Source organism: Streptomyces sp. CB02009 (genome assembly GCF_001905825.1).
In the GTDB taxonomy this organism is placed as follows: domain Bacteria; phylum Actinomycetota; class Actinomycetes; order Streptomycetales; family Streptomycetaceae; genus Streptomyces.
The window spans coordinates 58,295-72,676 of sequence record NZ_LIVV01000008.1; the positions used below are offsets into that span (position 1 = coordinate 58,295).

Below are 14,382 nucleotides of genomic sequence, written 5' to 3' on the forward strand. Positions count from 1 at the left end.
AGCGGCGCGGAGCGGCCGCGGTGGACGTTCGCCCGGCACCGGTCGGGCGAACGTCATTCGGCCTCGACATCCACAGGCGGTGACGCACACGACGGTACCCGGTTACGCTGTGGTGCCCAGCTCAGAAGGTGTGCGGGGCGCGGCAGTTGGGAACAGCCCGCACAGGTAACCGCGGCGATGGGGGCGGCAGTGTCGATCGATGGCTTCGGACCCGGGGCGCAGGTCCCCCTCACGGGTACGGGAGGCGGTACGGGCGCGACGAACGCGCTCGCGTCCGCCGCCTACCGGGACAGCGAACTGAAGACGATTCAGGAAGCGGACAACGAGCTCTACAAGACGACCCTCAAGGCCGGGAAGTGGGAGAAGCTCTTCCGTCCCGACCTGGGTGAGGCCTTCTCCCGGGCGGTCCAGGTCCGCATGCTCGGCGGCGGCCGGGGCGCCCTGATCCAGTCGTTCGGCGCCGAGCCGCAGCCGGTCGTCGAGCACTGCCTCGCGGCCACCCACATCCGCCGGCAGCGGGACACCAAGCTCACTCTGATCACCTTCGTCTGCGGTGTCCTCTTCCTGCCCGGCCTGCTGCTGTGGCTCGGTGTCATCCAGCTGCGCCGGCTTGTCGCCGGCTCCGACAACAAGCGGACGAGCGTCCTCGGCACCGTCCTGCTGTGGGGGGCGGGGATCTTCGCGGCGCTCGTGCTGCTCAAGCTGCCGCTCGACGGGATCCTGCCGAACTACCTGCGCGCCATGCTCGTGGCCCCCGTCATCGGCTGGCTCCTGGCCCGGCGGATCTGCGACCGGTCCGCCGTCGACCTGCGGGAGCGCTGGGCGGGTCTGCTCAGCGGCGGCGGCGCCGGCCCGCAGGTGCCGAAGTCCGTTCCGCAGGACCCCGGCGAGAAGTCGGCCGAGGACCTCCGGCTGAACCTGGAGAAGCTCTCGGCGGAGCAGCAGTCCAACATCGCGTTCTACGCCGGGCCCAAGGGCATCCTCGGGCTGGGCACCCGCTGGGGCAGCTGGACCCTCGCCGAGGAGCTCGTCCCCGTGGCCGGCCGGGAGATCCACGACTTCCGCGCCTGGGACGTCATCCGCAAGATCCACGACCAGCTCACCCTGCTGGAGCGGGGCTCGCTCAAGACCGGCTTCCCGAAGCCGACGGTGAAGCACTGGGTCGTCTCGGCGGTCGGCGAGGGCGCCGACTCCGTCACCCGCCCCGAGGGCGACAACATCGTCCACTTCCAGGTCAAGCCGCACGAGATACAGCGCATCTGCAACGACCAGCAGTTCGGCGCGGGCAATCGCCACTACCTCGGCGTCCAGTTCACCCTCTGGGACGGGAACCTCGTCCTCACGATGATGGTCACGGTGACCTCGCTGCACCACACGCTCAGGATCGAGGTGACCGGGCACGCGCTGGGCCCCGTGCACGGCCTGTTCGGCACGAAGCCCGCGGCCAAGACCAAGGAGGTCTCGAAGACCGTCCGCTTCTGGGAGACGAAGTCGATCCAGCAGCCGCTGCTCACCACCGACGACATCGTCCGGCTGGCGGTGCGCGCCCCGCTCACCTGGTACCCGCCGGTCCTGGAGTTCCTCGGCGGCAAGATGGTCCTGCCCGAGCCCTTCGGCCTGCGGCACGTCTGGGCGGGTCCGCTCTGGAAGAACCGCTTCATGGCCGACGACGCCATAAGGATGGCGACGCCGGTGCTGCGCGCGGTGCACTCCGCGACCCTCAAGTTCCTCGACGAGCACAACGTGGACACCGAGCGCTTCACCAACCGCTCGCTGGTCCTCAGCGGCGGCATCCAGGAGCCCGGCCCCAAGAAGGCCGACGTCTACGACGCGTGACGGACCGTACGCGAGGTCGCGCGCCGCGGCCGTGGCCTCGCGTACGGCGAAGGGCCCGGGCCCTTCGCCGTACGGATCAGACGGTGGCGGGCCAGGCGTCGGCCAGCATCTTCCGGGTGTCCGCGAGGAGCTGCGGCAGCACCTTGGTGTGCCCGACGACCGGCATGAAGTTGGTGTCGCCGCCCCAGCGCGGCACCACGTGCTGGTGCAGGTGGGCGGCGATGCCGGCGCCCGCGACGGCGCCCTGGTTCATGCCGATGTTGAAGCCGTGCGCGCCGGAGGCCGCCCGCAGCGCGACCATGGCGCGCTTGGTGAAGTCGGCGAGCTCCGCCGTCTCCGCCGCGTCCAGATCGGTGTAGTCGGCGACGTGGCGGTAGGGGACGACCATGAGGTGACCGCCGTTGTACGGGTACAGGTTGAGGACCGCGTACACGCTGTCGCCCCGGGCGATCACCAGACCGTCCTCGTCCGACTTCGCCGGGATCGAGCAGAACGGACAGCCGTCCTCGGCGCCCGGCCCGGTCGGCTTGTTCTCGCCCTGGATGTACGCCATCCGGTGAGGCGTCCACAGGCGCTGGAACGCGTCCTGCGTCCCGACTCCGATCTGCTGCTCCGGCTCAGTCGTCATGCTGTGCAGCATATTGCGTCGCCCGTTCGGAACGTGTCGCCGGGGCGGAAGATCCATGCAGCGGCCATGCTGATCCGATGGACGTGAGACCGGAGAAGCAGGAGCGCTGGGACCGTCGCATGGAGAAGCCGCTCGCGGTGGCGGCTCTGCTCTTCCTCGCCGGGTACACGGTGCGGGTGCTCGCCCACGGCATGGACCAGGTCTGGCTGGACCTCTGCCTCGCGGTCACGCTCGGGTCGTGGGGCGTCTTCGTCCTCGACTACGTGGTACGGCTCCGGCTCAGCGGCCTCGGCCCCCTGCGGTTCCTCCGGGCGCATCTCCTGGGCACCGTCGTGCTGCTGCTGCCGCTGCTGCGGCCGCTGCAGATGGTGAAGATCTATGAGCAGATCCAGCGCCGCCACGACAAGCCGCGCCTGACCCTCTACGCCCGCGTCATGGCGTACTCCAGCCTCACGGTCGCGCTGCTCGGCTTCGCGGGCGCGCTCGCCGTCTACCAGCACGAGCGCGGTGTCCCGGGGGCCACGATCCGTACCTTCGGCGACGCCCTGTGGTGGGCCGCCGAGACGCTGACGACGGTGGGATACGGGGACGTGACCCCGGTGACCGCGATGGGCCGGTTCATCGCGGTGGGCATGATGGCGTGCGGAGTCGCCCTGATCGGGGCCGTCACGGGTTCGTTCTCGTCCTGGCTGATCCAGACGTTCAGACGGGAGGACGAGGAGAGGCCCCCGGGCGACAACCCGGGGGCCTCCTGACTCCGTACGACCGGCGGATCAGACCTGGACGCGGTCCTCGACGATCTTGGCGATCTTGGCGATGGCCTCGTCGACGGGGATGCCGTTCTCCTGCGAACCGTCGCGGTAGCGGAAGGAGACGGCGCCGGCGGCCATGTCCTCGTCACCCGCGATGATCATGAACGGGACCTTCTGCTTCTGCGCGTTGCGGATCTTCTTCTGCATCCGGTCCGAGGACGAGTCGACGTCCACCCGCAGACCCTGCTTCTTCGCCTTGGCGGCGAACTCGTGCAGGTAGTCGACGTGCGCGTCGCCGATCGGGATGCCGGTCGCCTGGACGGGGGCCAGCCACGGCGGCATCGCGCCCGCGTAGTGCTCGAGGAGCACGGCGAAGAAGCGCTCGATCGAGCCGAACAGGGCGCGGTGGATCATGACCGGGCGCTGCTTGGTGCCGTCCGGGGCGGTGTACTCCAGGTCGAAGCGCTCCGGCAGGTTGAAGTCGAGCTGCACGGTCGACATCTGCCAGGTGCGGCCGATGGCGTCGCGCGCCTGCACCGAGATCTTCGGGCCGTAGAACGCGGCGCCGCCCGGGTCGGGGGTCAGCGGGAGGCCCTGCTTCTCGGCGACCTGCTGGAGGACCGCGGTGGCCTCCTCCCAGACCTCGTCCGAGCCGACGAACTTCTCCGGGTCCTTGGTGGACAGCTCCAGGTAGAAGTCGGTCAGACCGTAGTCGCGCAGCAGGTTCAGGACGAAGGTGAGGGTCTTGTCGAGCTCCTCCGCCATCTGCTCCTTGGTGCAGTAGATGTGCGCGTCATCCTGGGTGAAGCCGCGGGCCCGGGTCAGGCCGTGCACGACGCCCGACTTCTCGTACCGGTACACGGTGCCGAACTCGAACAGGCGCAGCGGGAGTTCACGGTACGAACGGCCGCGCGCGTCGAAGATCAGGTTGTGCATCGGGCAGTTCATGGGCTTGAGGTAGTAGTCCACGCCCTCGTCGAGCTGCATGGGGGGGTACATGCCCTCGGCGTACCAGTCGAGGTGGCCCGACTTCTCGAACAGCTTGCCCTTGGTGGCGTGCGGCGAGTAGACGAACTCGTAGCCCTCCTCCTCGTGGCGCTTGCGCGAGTAGTCCTCCATGACCCGGCGGATGATGCCGCCCTTGGGGTGGAAGACGGCGAGGCCGGAGCCGATCTCGTCCGGGACGGAGAAGAGGTCGAGCTCGTTGCCCAGCTTGCGGTGGTCGCGCTTCTCGGCCTCGGCGAGGAAGTCGAGGTGGGCCTTCAGCTCGTCCTTCGACGGCCAGGCGGTGCCGTAGATGCGCTGGAGCATCGGGTTCTTCTCGCTGCCGCGCCAGTAGGCGGCGGCGTTGCGCATGAGCTTGAACGCCGGGATGTTCCGGGTGGTGGGCAGGTGGGGACCGCGGCAGAGGTCCTTCCAGCACAGGTCGCCGGTCTTGGCGTCGATGTTGTCGTAGATGGTCAGCTCGCCGCCGCCCACCTCGACGTTCGCGCCGTCGTCGGTCGACGCGGAGCCCTTGATGCCGATGAGCTCCAGCTTGTACGGCTCGTCCGCCAGCTCGGCGCGGGCGTCCTCGTCGGTCACCACGCGGCGGGCGAACCGCTGGCCGCGCTTCTGGATCTCCTGCATCTTCTTCTCGATGACCTTGAGGTCCTCGGGAGTGAAGGGCTTCTCGACGTCGAAGTCGTAGTAGAAGCCGTCCCGGACCGGCGGGCCGATGCCCAGCTTGGCCTCGGGGAAGAGCTCCTGCACGGCCTGGGCCATGACGTGCGCGGTCGAGTGGCGCAGGATGTCGAGACCGTCGGGGGAGGAGATCTCCACGCCCTCGACGACATCGCCGTCGGCGAGCTCGTACGACAGGTCCTTCAGCTCGCCGGCCACGCGGGCGGCGATGATGGTGCGGTCGTCGGCGAACAGGGCGCCGGCGGTGGTGCCCGCGCTCACCGCCCTCTCCTCAGGTTCCGAGGCGGACTGGACGGTCACACGGACTTCAGACACGGGTACTCCGTACATAGGGGCGCAAGCAGACACGAGGTGCCGGCGCCGGCGGTGCGCGACAGGTACGAGGTGCCGCGCACGGCCGATCCTACCGAGGCGGCCGGGCCGCCCGCGAAACGGTTTCCCGCCCGGCGGGCGGCCCGCGGGAGGGTTTCCGGCCCGCCGGCCCCGTCGCGTGCGTCACCCCTCGTCCGGCCCGCACTCCTCGTCGAAGAAGTCCGCGTCCCCCATGTTCCCCTGGAGCGACTTCATCAGCCGGTCCCGTTCCGTCTCGTCGACGTGGACGGGGACGACCCCGGAGGCGTCCGTGAGGCGGCGGAAGCCGCCCCGGCTCTCCAGCCGGCCCACCACCCGGATCGGGAGCCCGACGAGATGGGCGTGCCCGGCGGTGCGGTACGCCTCCTCGTCGAGGCTGACCCGGACGTGCGGGACCTCCGCCCCGCCGAGCACCCGGAGCCGTACGGTCCCCTCGCCGCGCGGCCCGGAGCGGCGCATGCGGACGACGGCTCCGGTCAGCCGGACGGGTACGGAGGGCTCGTCGGTCAGGTAGCGGGCGCCGGCCTCGCGCAGCGCGGGCAGGTCGCCGGGCGAGAACTCGACCGGTTCGGGCCGGGCGGCGCAGCCCGCGGGCGCCCCGGCGGACGGGGCCCACTCCAGGGCGATCCTGGCTCCCTCGGTGCCCCGCACCAGCGCCACGAGCGCCTCGGTGAGTTCGCGGCTGACGCCGGCCTCGACGGCCGTGTCGAAGGCCTCCATGCCGCCGGTGGTCCGCTGGTAGTCGGTGGCCTCCCGGGCCGCGTGGAGGGCGTGGTAGAGCCGGACGGCGATGGGGCGGCCCGGTGCCACGGGCAGGAAGGCGGTGAGCCCGCGCCCGCCGGGTGCCGCGCCGACGACGACGGTCTCCAGGGAGGCCTGGGCGGGGCGCCGGTGCCGGGCCCCGTAGTAGCCGGCCCTGCCCCGTACGGCGAGGGCGCCGGCGAGGAGGAGCTGGCGGGCGGCGGACCTGAGCTGTTCCTGCACGGTCCAGGGGACGGTGCCGGCCGGGCCCGGGGGCACGTCGCGCCACCAGCGGATCTCGTCGCTGGGCACGGCGAGGCCGGTGAGGACCTCGCGGGCGGAGGGCGTGGCGCTGCGGGCGAGGGCGGTGAGCGCCTCGCCGAGCAGGTCCTCGCAGTCCGGGAAGGCACGGCTCTCCGGTACGAGCAGGCTGGTGCCGGTGCCGCTGCCGGGCGGGGTCCAGCGGCTGTAGCGCCCGGCCGCCCCGCCCCGCCGCCGCCAGCCGTGGCGGGCCAGCAGGGCGCCGAGGACGCGCGGGTCGACCCTGCCGGGATCGGGTGTGCCCTGGGTGTCGGCCCAGGGGCCGGTGGGCGGGGCCGGGACCCCGGTCCAGTGCCCGGGGACGTCCCCGGGCACCGGATGGGGGCGGTAGGGCGGAGGAACGGAGACGGGGCCGTGTCCGGCCCCGCTCCCCTCGTCCCCGAACCCCGGTTCGTCGATCGGTCGGTGCATCAAGGTCTCCCTCCCACGCCGACCCGGGTCATGATCTCGCAGAGCGCCCGGTCGTCGAAGATCCGTGCCGTCGGTACGCGCACGGTGGTCCGGCGCTGTCCCGTGACCGGGTGTCCGGCCAGGTTGATCCAGTAGCAGCAGTGCCGCAGGTCGAGCCGGTCGTGGCTCGCTCTCAGCCAGTCCTCCTGTGACCTCGGGACGAGCATCACGACGAGGATCTTGTGCACGGACACCGGGGTCCTGGCGAGCTTCACCAGGTGGTCGTTGTCGAGGGTGAACGAGAAGGTCTTCCCGGGCGGGCGCGGCGGTATCTGGTAGGTGCACTTGAGCTGCACCTTGATGGTGACCTCGTCGTCGACCGTGTGGCCGGGCGAGCCGTGGCTCACGTGCCAGTCGATGCCGTTGTCCGGAAAGGGCTGGGACAGCGAGCAGCCGGCCGCGGCGGCGACGGCGTGCAGGTATCCCACCTGGAGGGTCTCCATGCAGGCGGTGGTGGCGAGTGAGCCGCGCGTCGGTGCCAGCCGCTGGGGCGGCAGCCCTCCCGACTCGGGCTGGGCGAGCGCCATGTCGTTTTCCTTCCCCGTCCCTTCTGTTGTGACCGGTCCGCGTACGACGCAAACAGTCCGGGTATCACCGTTTCGGGGCAGGGGGTCGGCCATCTGCCGCACGTGTGCGAGGAGTTCAGGGATGACGATGCATTGGTACGAAGGGCCCCTGGCCGCTTTCGACACGGAGACCACGGGAGTTGACGTCGAAGGCGACCGGATCGTGTCCGCCGCCCTCGTCGTGCAGGACACGGTGGGGGCGCGGCCGCGGGTGACGCGGTGGCTGGTCAATCCGGGCATACCGGTGCCCGAGGGGGCCACCGCCGTGCACGGGCTGACGGACGATCACCTCCAGCGGAACGGCCGCTGGCCGGCTCCGGTGATGGAGGAGCTGGCGCGGGCGCTGGCGGAGCAGAGCGCGGCGGGGCGTCCGCTGGTGGTGATGAACGCGCCGTTCGACCTGACGATCCTCGACCGCGAGCTGCGCAGGCACCGGGCGTCCTCGCTCGGCGCCTATCTGGGGGCCACCCCGCTGGTCGTCCTCGACCCGCGGGTCCTGGACAAGCACCTGGACCGCTACCGGAAGGGCCGCCGTACGCTCACGGACCTGTGCGCGCACTACGAGGTGGAGCTGGCGGGCGCGCACGACGCGGCGGCGGACGCGACGGCGGCGCTCGATGTCGTACGGGCGGTGGCGCGGCGTTTCTCGTCGCGGCTGGAGCGGCTGACGCCGGCGGAGCTGCACACGCTGCAGGGGGTGTGGCACGCGGCTCAGGCGCGGGGCCTCCAGGCGTGGTTCACCCGGCAGGGGACGCCGGAGACGGTGGACCCGTCGTGGCCGCTGCGGCCGGAGCTGGGCACGGCGGCCTGAACCGGGCCCGGCGGCCCGGAACATGACAGAGGCCGGTCCGTCTTTCGACGGACCGGCCTCTACCCGGTGGGCGATACTGGGATCGAACCAGTGACCCCTTCGGTGTGAACGAAGTGCTCTCCCGCTGAGCTAATCGCCCGGGAACGGGTTGAACCATACAGGCCTTCAAGCCCTTCGTTCAAACCGCCCGCCCGGCGCCGGCGGGCACCCCTCATCGGCGGTCTTCGGGCGGCCCCTTCAGCAGAGCTTCGATCCCCCGCCGCCCTCCCCGCATCATCAGGGCGTGGTTGGCGCGGAAGACGGGCCGCCCGGGGACGGCGAGGGCGCGCAGCAGCCGGGCGCGGACCTCGACCTCCTGCTCGTACAGGGCGTGGGTGCCGGTGCCTTCCGGGGTCACGGTCCAGCGGGCCCAGCCCTCCAGGTCGCCGCCGAGCCCGACCTCCAGGACCCGTGCCGCGGGGTCGCGGCGCAGGGCGCGGGCGGTGACGACGAGGTCGTACGGGAGCAGGGAGCGGAAGCGGGCGGTGCCGGTGGTGTCGTCGACGGAGACGACCTCGCGGACCTGGGGCCACCAGCGCGGGTACTCCTCGGCGCGCTCCAGGACGGCGTAGACGGCGTCGGGCGGGGCGGCGAGCCGCCAGACGCTGCGGAAGCGGTACCGGCACCAGTCCATGCCCCCAGTGTGGACGTACTCAGACGCGCGGGAGCCGGAAGATGAGTATCCGGACGCATTCCCGCCCGGTGTGGCGGGGGCCACACTCCGGTCATGGACAACTCCCTGCCGCCCGCGGACGAGCTCGTGCTCGTCGACCGTGAGCTGGCCCGACTCGACGCCCGCCGGTCCCAGTTGCTGGCTCGGCGGGCCTGGCTGCTCCGGGTGCTGTACGCGCCGACGGCGCCCGCCCCCTTCCCCCCGGCGCCCGGCGCCCGTCCGGCGGCCGCCGGCCCGCGCCCGCCGGTGGCGGACTCGACGCCGCGGAGCGCGCAGAACGTGCTGCTGACGCTCGGCGGCACGCTGCTGACGATCGCGGCGATCGCGTTCACGCTGGTGAGCTGGGGCTCGATGGGGATCGGCGGCCGTTCGGTCGTGCTGTTCGCGGTCACGTCGGCCGCGCTGGCGGTGCCGGTGGCGCTGCTGCGCCGGGGCCTGGCGTCGACGGCCGAGTCGGTGGCGGCGCTGGGTCTGGTGCTGATGGTGCTCGACGCGTACGCGCTGCACCGGGTGGCCCTGCCGGAGACGGACGGCGCGGGGTACACGGCGGTGGCCGCCGCGGTCCTCGCGGGCGTGTGGACGGCGTACGGCTCGGCTCTGTCCCGGCTGCGGATCCCGCTGCCGGCGGCGGTGGTCGCGGGGCAGCTGCCGCTGCCGCTCGGGGTACTCGCGGCCGGGGGCGGCCCGACGGCCTTCGCGTGGGCGGCGCTCGTGACGGCCGCGGCGGACGGCGCGCTGATCCTGTGGACCCGTCCGGCGGCGGTCCGGATCACGGCGGCCGTCGGCGCGACGGGCCTGGGCGGCTGGGCGCTCCTGACGGGCGGCTGGCTCTCGCTGACCTCGCCGTGGAGCGGCGCCGCGCTGCTCCTGGCGTCCGCGGCGCTGACCCTGTACGCGGCCCGGCGGCTGCCCTCCCTCGCGGTGGCGGCCTCGGCCGTCGCCGGCCTCGCGGCGGTCGCGGCGGCGGGCGGTCTGCTCCGCCCGGCCGTCCCTGCGGACTGGACCGTGCCGGTGTACGCCCTGTGCGGCCTGGCTCTGGTGTCGGTGTGGCGTCCGTCCGCGGCCCCGTCGGCTCCGTCCCCGGCCACGTCCCCGGCCGGTGACGACGGAGCCGCCGGGGCGGGCGGGCGACTGCCGGTCGGCGTCCGGCTCGGGCTCGCCTGCGCGGGTGCCGGAGTCGCGGCGCTGGGGGTCGTCTGGGCGCTGCCGCCGGTCGCGGTCGGGCTCCTCGGGCCGATGGCCCGGACGACCGAGGTGTGGTCCGGCGAGCACGCCGACCGGGCGCTGACCTCGTTCCCGGGGACGGCCGTCCTCGTCCTGGCGGCGGCCGCCGCCGTCCTCGCGGCCGTCCCCCGGCTGTGGGCCCGCTGCGTCGCCCTCGCCCTGGTCTGGGCGCTGCTCACGGCGCTGCCGGTCTCCCTCGGCCTGCCGTACGCGGCGACCCTGGCCCTCCAGCTCCTCACGATCGCGGCGGCGCTCGCGTCCGCCGTCCGCCCCGGCCCGCTGACGCGCGGCCTCCGCCGCCCGGAACCGTCCGAAGACCCCGGCACTCCGCAGGCCGAGCCCGCCGCTGCCGCTGGTGCCTCTGGTGCTCCCGGTGCCCCCTGGGGCCCGTGGGCGCCCTCCCGGCCACGTCCTCAGGCTCCCGCCGCGGAGCCCGGGACCGTCCTGGGGTGGCTCGCCTACGCCTGCGGGCTGGTGTCCGTGCCGAGCGCGGTCGCGCTCGCCCTGGACGTGCGGGCGGCCACGTTCGCGGCACTCGGGGCGCTGCTGGTGCTCCTGGCGGGCGTGGCGGTGCTCGGCACCGGGGCGCGCCGGGTGGTCGCCGCCTGCGCCGCGGTGCTCACCGCGACCGGTCTCGTGGTCGCGGTGGCGGCCGCCGCCGGGTGGGAGGACCACTGGACGGCGCTCGCCCTGCTGCTCGTCCCGGGCGCGACGGCCGCGGTCGGCGCGAAGGCCCGCCCGGTGGCCCTGCCGGTCGAGATCACCGGTGCGGTCGTGGCGCTGCCGGCGTTCGCGCTCGCCGCGTCCCGGCCCGCGTTCCTGGCGCTCGCCCTGGCCCTCGGCGGGGTGATCGCGGCGGCCACGGCCGTGCGGCCCGAGCGGCGGCGGTTCGCCTCGTGGACGGCGGCGGTGCTGTTCCTGCTGGCCACCTGGGTGCGGCTCGCGGTGTGGGAGGTGGCGACCCCGGAGGCGTACACCCTGCCGGTGACCGTGCCGGCCCTCGTCGTCGGCTTCCTGCGGCGGCGCCGGGACCGGGACGCCTCGTCCTGGACGGCGTACGGACCGGGTCTCGCGGCGACGCTGCTGCCGAGCCTCCTCGCGGCCTGGACTGACCCGGAGTGGCCGCGGCCGCTGGCCCTGGGGGTCGCCGCCCTGGTCGTGACCCTGCTCGGCGCACGGTTCCGGCTGCAGGCGCTGCTGGTCCTGGGCGGCTCGGTCCTCGCCCTGGACGGGCTGCACGAGCTGGCGCCGTACGTGGTGCAGGCGGTGGGCGCGCTGCCGCGCTGGCTGCCGCCGGCCCTCGCCGGGCTCCTGCTGCTCGCGGTGGGCGCCACGTACGAGCAGCGGCTGCGGGACGCCCGGCGGCTCCGGGACAGGGTCGCCCGGATGCGGTGACGGACGGGGTACGCCGAAGGCCCGAGACGGTGTTCCGTCTCGGGCCTTCGGACCGGGTGGTGGGCGATACTGGGTTCGAACCAGTGACCCCTTCGGTGTGAACGAAGTGCTCTCCCACTGAGCTAATCGCCCCGGTGCACCGCAAACATTACCGCATGTCAGCGGGGCTCCCGCACCATCCCCAGGTCACTCGTCGATCTTCCACGGCATGACGAAGCCGAACTTCCACAGGTAGACGCCGAGCAGGGCGGCGATGATCACCAGCCCGACGGTGGTGAGGATGATGTTCCTGCGGCGGACCTTGGGGTCGAGCGCGCGCTGTGCGGCCTCCGTGACCTTGCGCTTGGTCCAGCGGAGCACCAGCTGCGCCCAGACGAACTCGGTCGCCCAGATCGCCATGCCGCCGAAGATGACCAGCCAGCCGGGACCCGGGAGCGGCAGCATGACCACTCCGGCGCCGACCACGGCGAGTCCCACGATGAAGACGCCGACCTGCCAGCTCAGATGGAGTCCTCGTCGGGACTTGATGAACTCCGGTGCGCGGGATCCCAGTTCGGCTTCCTGGCCGTCTGCGGACTCCCCGGTGCGCTCGTCACTCTCCGCATTCATGGTCCCCAACTTACCGGACGCGGAGCGCTCACCGGAATGGTCGTATTACCGCAGGTCACACGCCCCCGAACGAGCTACCTGAACGATCACAAAACCGACAGAGGGGTTTACAACGGCACCTGAGGTGGCATGTCGATTTCGCCGACGTGCGAATCCCCGAGCGCACACTGAGCGAAAGGCCCTGGCGCTTATGAACACCACGGTCAGCTGCGAGCTGCACCTGCGCCTCGTTGTGTCGAGCGAGTCCTCACTGCCTGTACCCGCGGGCCTGCGGTATGACACGGCCGATCCCTATGCCGTGCACGCCACCTTCCACACCGGAGCCGAGGAGACGGTCGAGTGGGTCTTCGCCCGCGACCTTCTCGCCGAGGGGCTGCACCGGCCCACCGGCACGGGCGACGTCCGCGTCTGGCCGTCCCGGAGTCACGGTCAGGGAGTCGTCTGCATCGCGTTGAGCTCCCCCGAGGGAGAAGCCCTGCTCGAGGCCCCGGCGAGGGCCCTGGAGTCGTTCCTGAAGCGGACCGACGCCGCCGTGCCACCGGGCACCGAGCACCGGCACTTCGATCTCGATACGGAGCTCTCCCACATCCTGGCCGACAGCTGAGCCAGGCCGAGAGCCGCACGGCGCCGTCCGACTCGGGGCGACGGCGCCGCGCGGGCAGCCACATAGGCACGACACCGGCGCTCCCCACCGCGCAGCCGGCGCGGTGGTGGGCGCCGTTGTCCTTTTCCCGGTCGCGCTAAAGTCAGCGCCATTCCGCGGGCGCCCGCCCGCGGCCGGCCAGGGAGCGAATCGTGCTGATCCCCCACGACACCCGGATCGCCCTCGACACAGTCGTCGATCTGATGAACACCGCGCCGCAGGGCGACCGGCCCGACGAGCTCGCGGACATCCCGGGACTGCGGACCTTCGTCCGCGCGCACAAGATCAGCGACGTGGGCGACCTCGGAGCGGCCGATCTGCGGGCCGTGCGCGAGGTGCGCGAGAAGTTCGCGGCGGTCTTCTCCGCGCCTGAGGCCCGGATCGCGGCCCCGCTGATCAACCAGCTGGTGGCGGGTGCGGGGACCACGCCCCAGCTCACCGACCACGACGGCTACGACTGGCACGTGCACTACTTCGCGCCGGGCGCCTCGGTGGCCGACCACCTCGCGGCCGACTGCGGCATGGCGCTGGCGTTCATCGTGGTGGCGGGCGAGCAGGAGCGGCTGCGGCGCTGCGAGGCGCCGGACTGCGGCCGGGCCTTCGTCGACCTCTCCCGCAACCGCTCGCGCCGCTACTGCGACAGCCGCACCTGCGGCAACCGCCTGCACGTGGCCGCGTACCGGGCGCGCCGCAAGGAGGCCGCGGGCTGAGGCACCGGCCGGAGTCACGGCCGGAGCCGGCCTCACCGCCGGGGCCGGCTCCCGGTCCTTCGGCGCGGCCCGCCGCCCGACCGGGCCCTGAGCCGGGGCCGCGCCCCGGGCCGGGGCCGTCACAGGACGAAGAGATCGTGCACGGCGGCCATGAGCAGCAGACAGCCGATCACCCCGAGGAAGATCATCAGCGGGGGCTGGGAGAGCGCGAACAGACAGCCGCGCGGCTCTTCGGCAGGGGCATCGGGGGCGGCGGGGACGGTCTCCCGCGAGGTATCCAGCATCTCGGGGGGATGATCGCGCACGCGGGACCCCGGAAATCCCGGAACACGCCTCACAGCAAGGGGAGTTCACCCCTTCCCGTGGATCGCCGGACGATCACGGCAACGGGAACGGCCAGAAGCGGTCAGATTCCGTGCTTCTTCAGAATCGCCTCGATGTCGCTGAAGTCGTCTCCGGCCGGCGTCACGCCGGTCTGCGGCTTCGCCGTCACGGCACGCGAGGGCGACGACGCCGCCGGGGCCACCGCACCCGGCTCCGCCCCTCCGGTGGTCACCTTGCGGCCGCCCCGGCGCCGCTCCACGGCCCGGGTGGACAGGAAGAGCAGCCAGGCGGCGCCCAGGACACCGAAGCCGGCCCAGGCGACCGGACTGAACGCCGTGTCCACGAGCCATTCGACGGCGCCCGTCATCACCAGACCGATCGGCACCAGGGAGTAGGCGGCGATCCGGGCCGCGGACAGGAATCGCTTCCGGTACGCCGTGATCGCGGCGATGCCCAGGCCCGCCACGGACACCGCGGAGCAGATGGTCTCGGCGAGCATGCGGTCCTCCAGGTCCGGGTGATACGTCCCTTCCATCCTGCACCGGCGAGGCCCTCCGCGGCCATGTCCCGGGCCCGGTCTCAGGGAGATCTCCGGGTCGCCCCGCCCGGATCTCCTCCCCAGGTCC

At 72.7% G+C, this 14,382-nt stretch carries 14 protein-coding genes and 2 tRNA genes; 6 read left to right on the forward strand and 10 right to left on the reverse strand.

Features of this window, described 5'->3' with window-relative positions; translation table 11 throughout:
- Window positions 1-177 precede the first annotated feature (177 nt).
- Window positions 178-1,836 (forward strand): hypothetical protein, encoded by a 1,659-nt coding sequence (locus AMK27_RS29270; protein ID WP_198955954.1) that lies wholly within the window; start codon window positions 178-180, stop codon window positions 1,834-1,836.
- Between the two features lie 76 nt (window positions 1,837-1,912).
- Here AMK27_RS29270 and AMK27_RS29275 read toward each other — a convergent pair whose 3' ends face one another.
- Window positions 1,913-2,476: an HIT family protein gene (locus tag AMK27_RS29275; RefSeq protein WP_073914740.1), complete on the reverse strand. Its 564-nt coding sequence runs from the start codon at window positions 2,474-2,476 to the stop codon at window positions 1,913-1,915.
- 65 nt (window positions 2,477-2,541) lie between these two features.
- Between AMK27_RS29275 and AMK27_RS29280 the strand changes: the two genes are divergently transcribed.
- Entirely contained in the window at window positions 2,542-3,219 is a 678-nt protein-coding gene (locus tag AMK27_RS29280) for a potassium channel family protein (RefSeq protein ID WP_073914744.1), read from the forward strand.
- Between the two features lie 18 nt (window positions 3,220-3,237).
- Here the strand turns inward: AMK27_RS29280 and thrS are convergent, their stop codons facing one another.
- From thrS to AMK27_RS29295, 3 genes are all read right to left on the reverse strand, one after another.
- Complete coding sequence (gene thrS / locus AMK27_RS29285) at window positions 3,238-5,214, reverse strand: threonine--tRNA ligase (RefSeq protein ID WP_073914748.1); 1,977 nt, start codon at window positions 5,212-5,214, stop codon at window positions 3,238-3,240.
- 180 nt (window positions 5,215-5,394) lie between these two features.
- A complete protein-coding gene (locus AMK27_RS29290; protein ID WP_073914752.1) occupies window positions 5,395-6,723 on the reverse strand; it encodes a hypothetical protein in 1,329 nt (442 codons plus the stop codon).
- Window positions 6,723-7,289: a DUF4365 domain-containing protein gene (locus AMK27_RS29295; protein WP_073914755.1), complete on the reverse strand. Its 567-nt coding sequence runs from the start codon at window positions 7,287-7,289 to the stop codon at window positions 6,723-6,725. The genes AMK27_RS29290 and AMK27_RS29295 overlap by 1 nt, the downstream gene beginning before the upstream one ends.
- Window positions 7,290-7,410: 121 nt before the next feature.
- Between AMK27_RS29295 and AMK27_RS29300 the strand changes: the two genes are divergently transcribed.
- Window positions 7,411-8,139, forward strand: a complete 729-nt coding sequence (locus AMK27_RS29300) for a 3'-5' exonuclease (protein ID WP_073914759.1) — start codon at window positions 7,411-7,413, stop codon at window positions 8,137-8,139.
- 67 nt (window positions 8,140-8,206) lie between these two features.
- Here the strand turns inward: AMK27_RS29300 and AMK27_RS29305 are convergent.
- Both AMK27_RS29305 and AMK27_RS29310 read right to left on the reverse strand, forming a co-directional pair.
- Window positions 8,207-8,278: transfer RNA gene (locus AMK27_RS29305), tRNA-Val, on the reverse strand.
- 72 nt (window positions 8,279-8,350) lie between these two features.
- Window positions 8,351-8,812, reverse strand: coding sequence for an SRPBCC family protein (locus AMK27_RS29310; protein WP_073914763.1), 462 nt, complete (start codon window positions 8,810-8,812; stop codon window positions 8,351-8,353).
- 93 nt (window positions 8,813-8,905) lie between these two features.
- On the opposite strand from AMK27_RS29310, the gene AMK27_RS29315 reads away from it, so the two are divergent.
- Window positions 8,906-11,470 (forward strand): SCO7613 C-terminal domain-containing membrane protein, encoded by a 2,565-nt coding sequence (locus AMK27_RS29315; RefSeq protein ID WP_073914767.1) that lies wholly within the window; start codon window positions 8,906-8,908, stop codon window positions 11,468-11,470.
- Between the two features lie 57 nt (window positions 11,471-11,527).
- On the opposite strand, the gene AMK27_RS29320 is transcribed toward AMK27_RS29315, so the two are convergent.
- A tRNA-Val gene (locus AMK27_RS29320) sits at window positions 11,528-11,602 on the reverse strand.
- Window positions 11,603-11,656: 54 nt separating this feature from the next.
- A complete protein-coding gene (locus tag AMK27_RS29325; protein ID WP_073914771.1) occupies window positions 11,657-12,079 on the reverse strand; it encodes a TIGR02611 family protein in 423 nt (140 codons plus the stop codon).
- A 190-nt stretch (window positions 12,080-12,269) separates the two neighbouring features.
- Here AMK27_RS29325 and AMK27_RS29330 point away from each other — a divergent pair, with 190 nt between their 5' ends.
- Both AMK27_RS29330 and AMK27_RS29335 read left to right on the forward strand, forming a co-directional pair.
- Window positions 12,270-12,683 carry an SsgA family sporulation/cell division regulator gene (locus tag AMK27_RS29330; protein WP_015032345.1) on the forward strand — a complete coding sequence of 138 codons (414 nt, stop codon included), beginning with the start codon at window positions 12,270-12,272 and terminating at the stop codon, window positions 12,681-12,683.
- 191 nt (window positions 12,684-12,874) lie between these two features.
- On the forward strand, window positions 12,875-13,432 hold the full coding sequence (locus tag AMK27_RS29335) for a CGNR zinc finger domain-containing protein (RefSeq protein WP_073914775.1): 558 nt from the start codon (window positions 12,875-12,877) through the stop codon (window positions 13,430-13,432).
- Between the two features lie 119 nt (window positions 13,433-13,551).
- On the opposite strand, the gene AMK27_RS43090 is transcribed toward AMK27_RS29335, so the two are convergent.
- Both AMK27_RS43090 and AMK27_RS29345 read right to left on the reverse strand, forming a co-directional pair.
- Window positions 13,552-13,716 carry a hypothetical protein gene (locus tag AMK27_RS43090; RefSeq protein ID WP_167346850.1) on the reverse strand — a complete coding sequence of 55 codons (165 nt, stop codon included), beginning with the start codon at window positions 13,714-13,716 and terminating at the stop codon, window positions 13,552-13,554.
- A gap of 122 nt (window positions 13,717-13,838) precedes the next feature.
- On the reverse strand, window positions 13,839-14,291 hold the full coding sequence (locus tag AMK27_RS29345; RefSeq protein WP_073914782.1) for a hypothetical protein: 453 nt from the start codon (window positions 14,289-14,291) through the stop codon (window positions 13,839-13,841).
- Window positions 14,292-14,382 lie beyond the last annotated feature (91 nt).

Bases quoted from the DNA above. Each gene is read 5' to 3' on its own strand.
- AMK27_RS29270 (WP_198955954.1), top strand. From the start codon at position 178: ATGGGGGCGGCAGTGTCGATCGATGGCTTCGGACCCGGGGCGCAGGTC.
- AMK27_RS29275 (WP_073914740.1), bottom strand. From the start codon at position 2,476: ATGCTGCACAGCATGACGACTGAGCCGGAGCAGCAGATCGGAGTCGGG.
- AMK27_RS29280 (WP_073914744.1), top strand. From the start codon at position 2,542: ATGGACGTGAGACCGGAGAAGCAGGAGCGCTGGGACCGTCGCATGGAG.
- AMK27_RS29290 (WP_073914752.1), bottom strand. From the start codon at position 6,723: ATGCACCGACCGATCGACGAACCGGGGTTCGGGGACGAGGGGAGCGGG.
- AMK27_RS29295 (WP_073914755.1), bottom strand. From the start codon at position 7,289: ATGGCGCTCGCCCAGCCCGAGTCGGGAGGGCTGCCGCCCCAGCGGCTG.
- AMK27_RS29300 (WP_073914759.1), top strand. From the start codon at position 7,411: ATGACGATGCATTGGTACGAAGGGCCCCTGGCCGCTTTCGACACGGAG.
- AMK27_RS29310 (WP_073914763.1), bottom strand. From the start codon at position 8,812: ATGGACTGGTGCCGGTACCGCTTCCGCAGCGTCTGGCGGCTCGCCGCC.
- AMK27_RS29315 (WP_073914767.1), top strand. From the start codon at position 8,906: ATGGACAACTCCCTGCCGCCCGCGGACGAGCTCGTGCTCGTCGACCGT.
- AMK27_RS29325 (WP_073914771.1), bottom strand. From the start codon at position 12,079: ATGAATGCGGAGAGTGACGAGCGCACCGGGGAGTCCGCAGACGGCCAG.
- AMK27_RS29330 (WP_015032345.1), top strand. From the start codon at position 12,270: ATGAACACCACGGTCAGCTGCGAGCTGCACCTGCGCCTCGTTGTGTCG.
- AMK27_RS43090 (WP_167346850.1), bottom strand. From the start codon at position 13,716: ATGCTGGATACCTCGCGGGAGACCGTCCCCGCCGCCCCCGATGCCCCT.
- AMK27_RS29345 (WP_073914782.1), bottom strand. From the start codon at position 14,291: ATGGAAGGGACGTATCACCCGGACCTGGAGGACCGCATGCTCGCCGAG.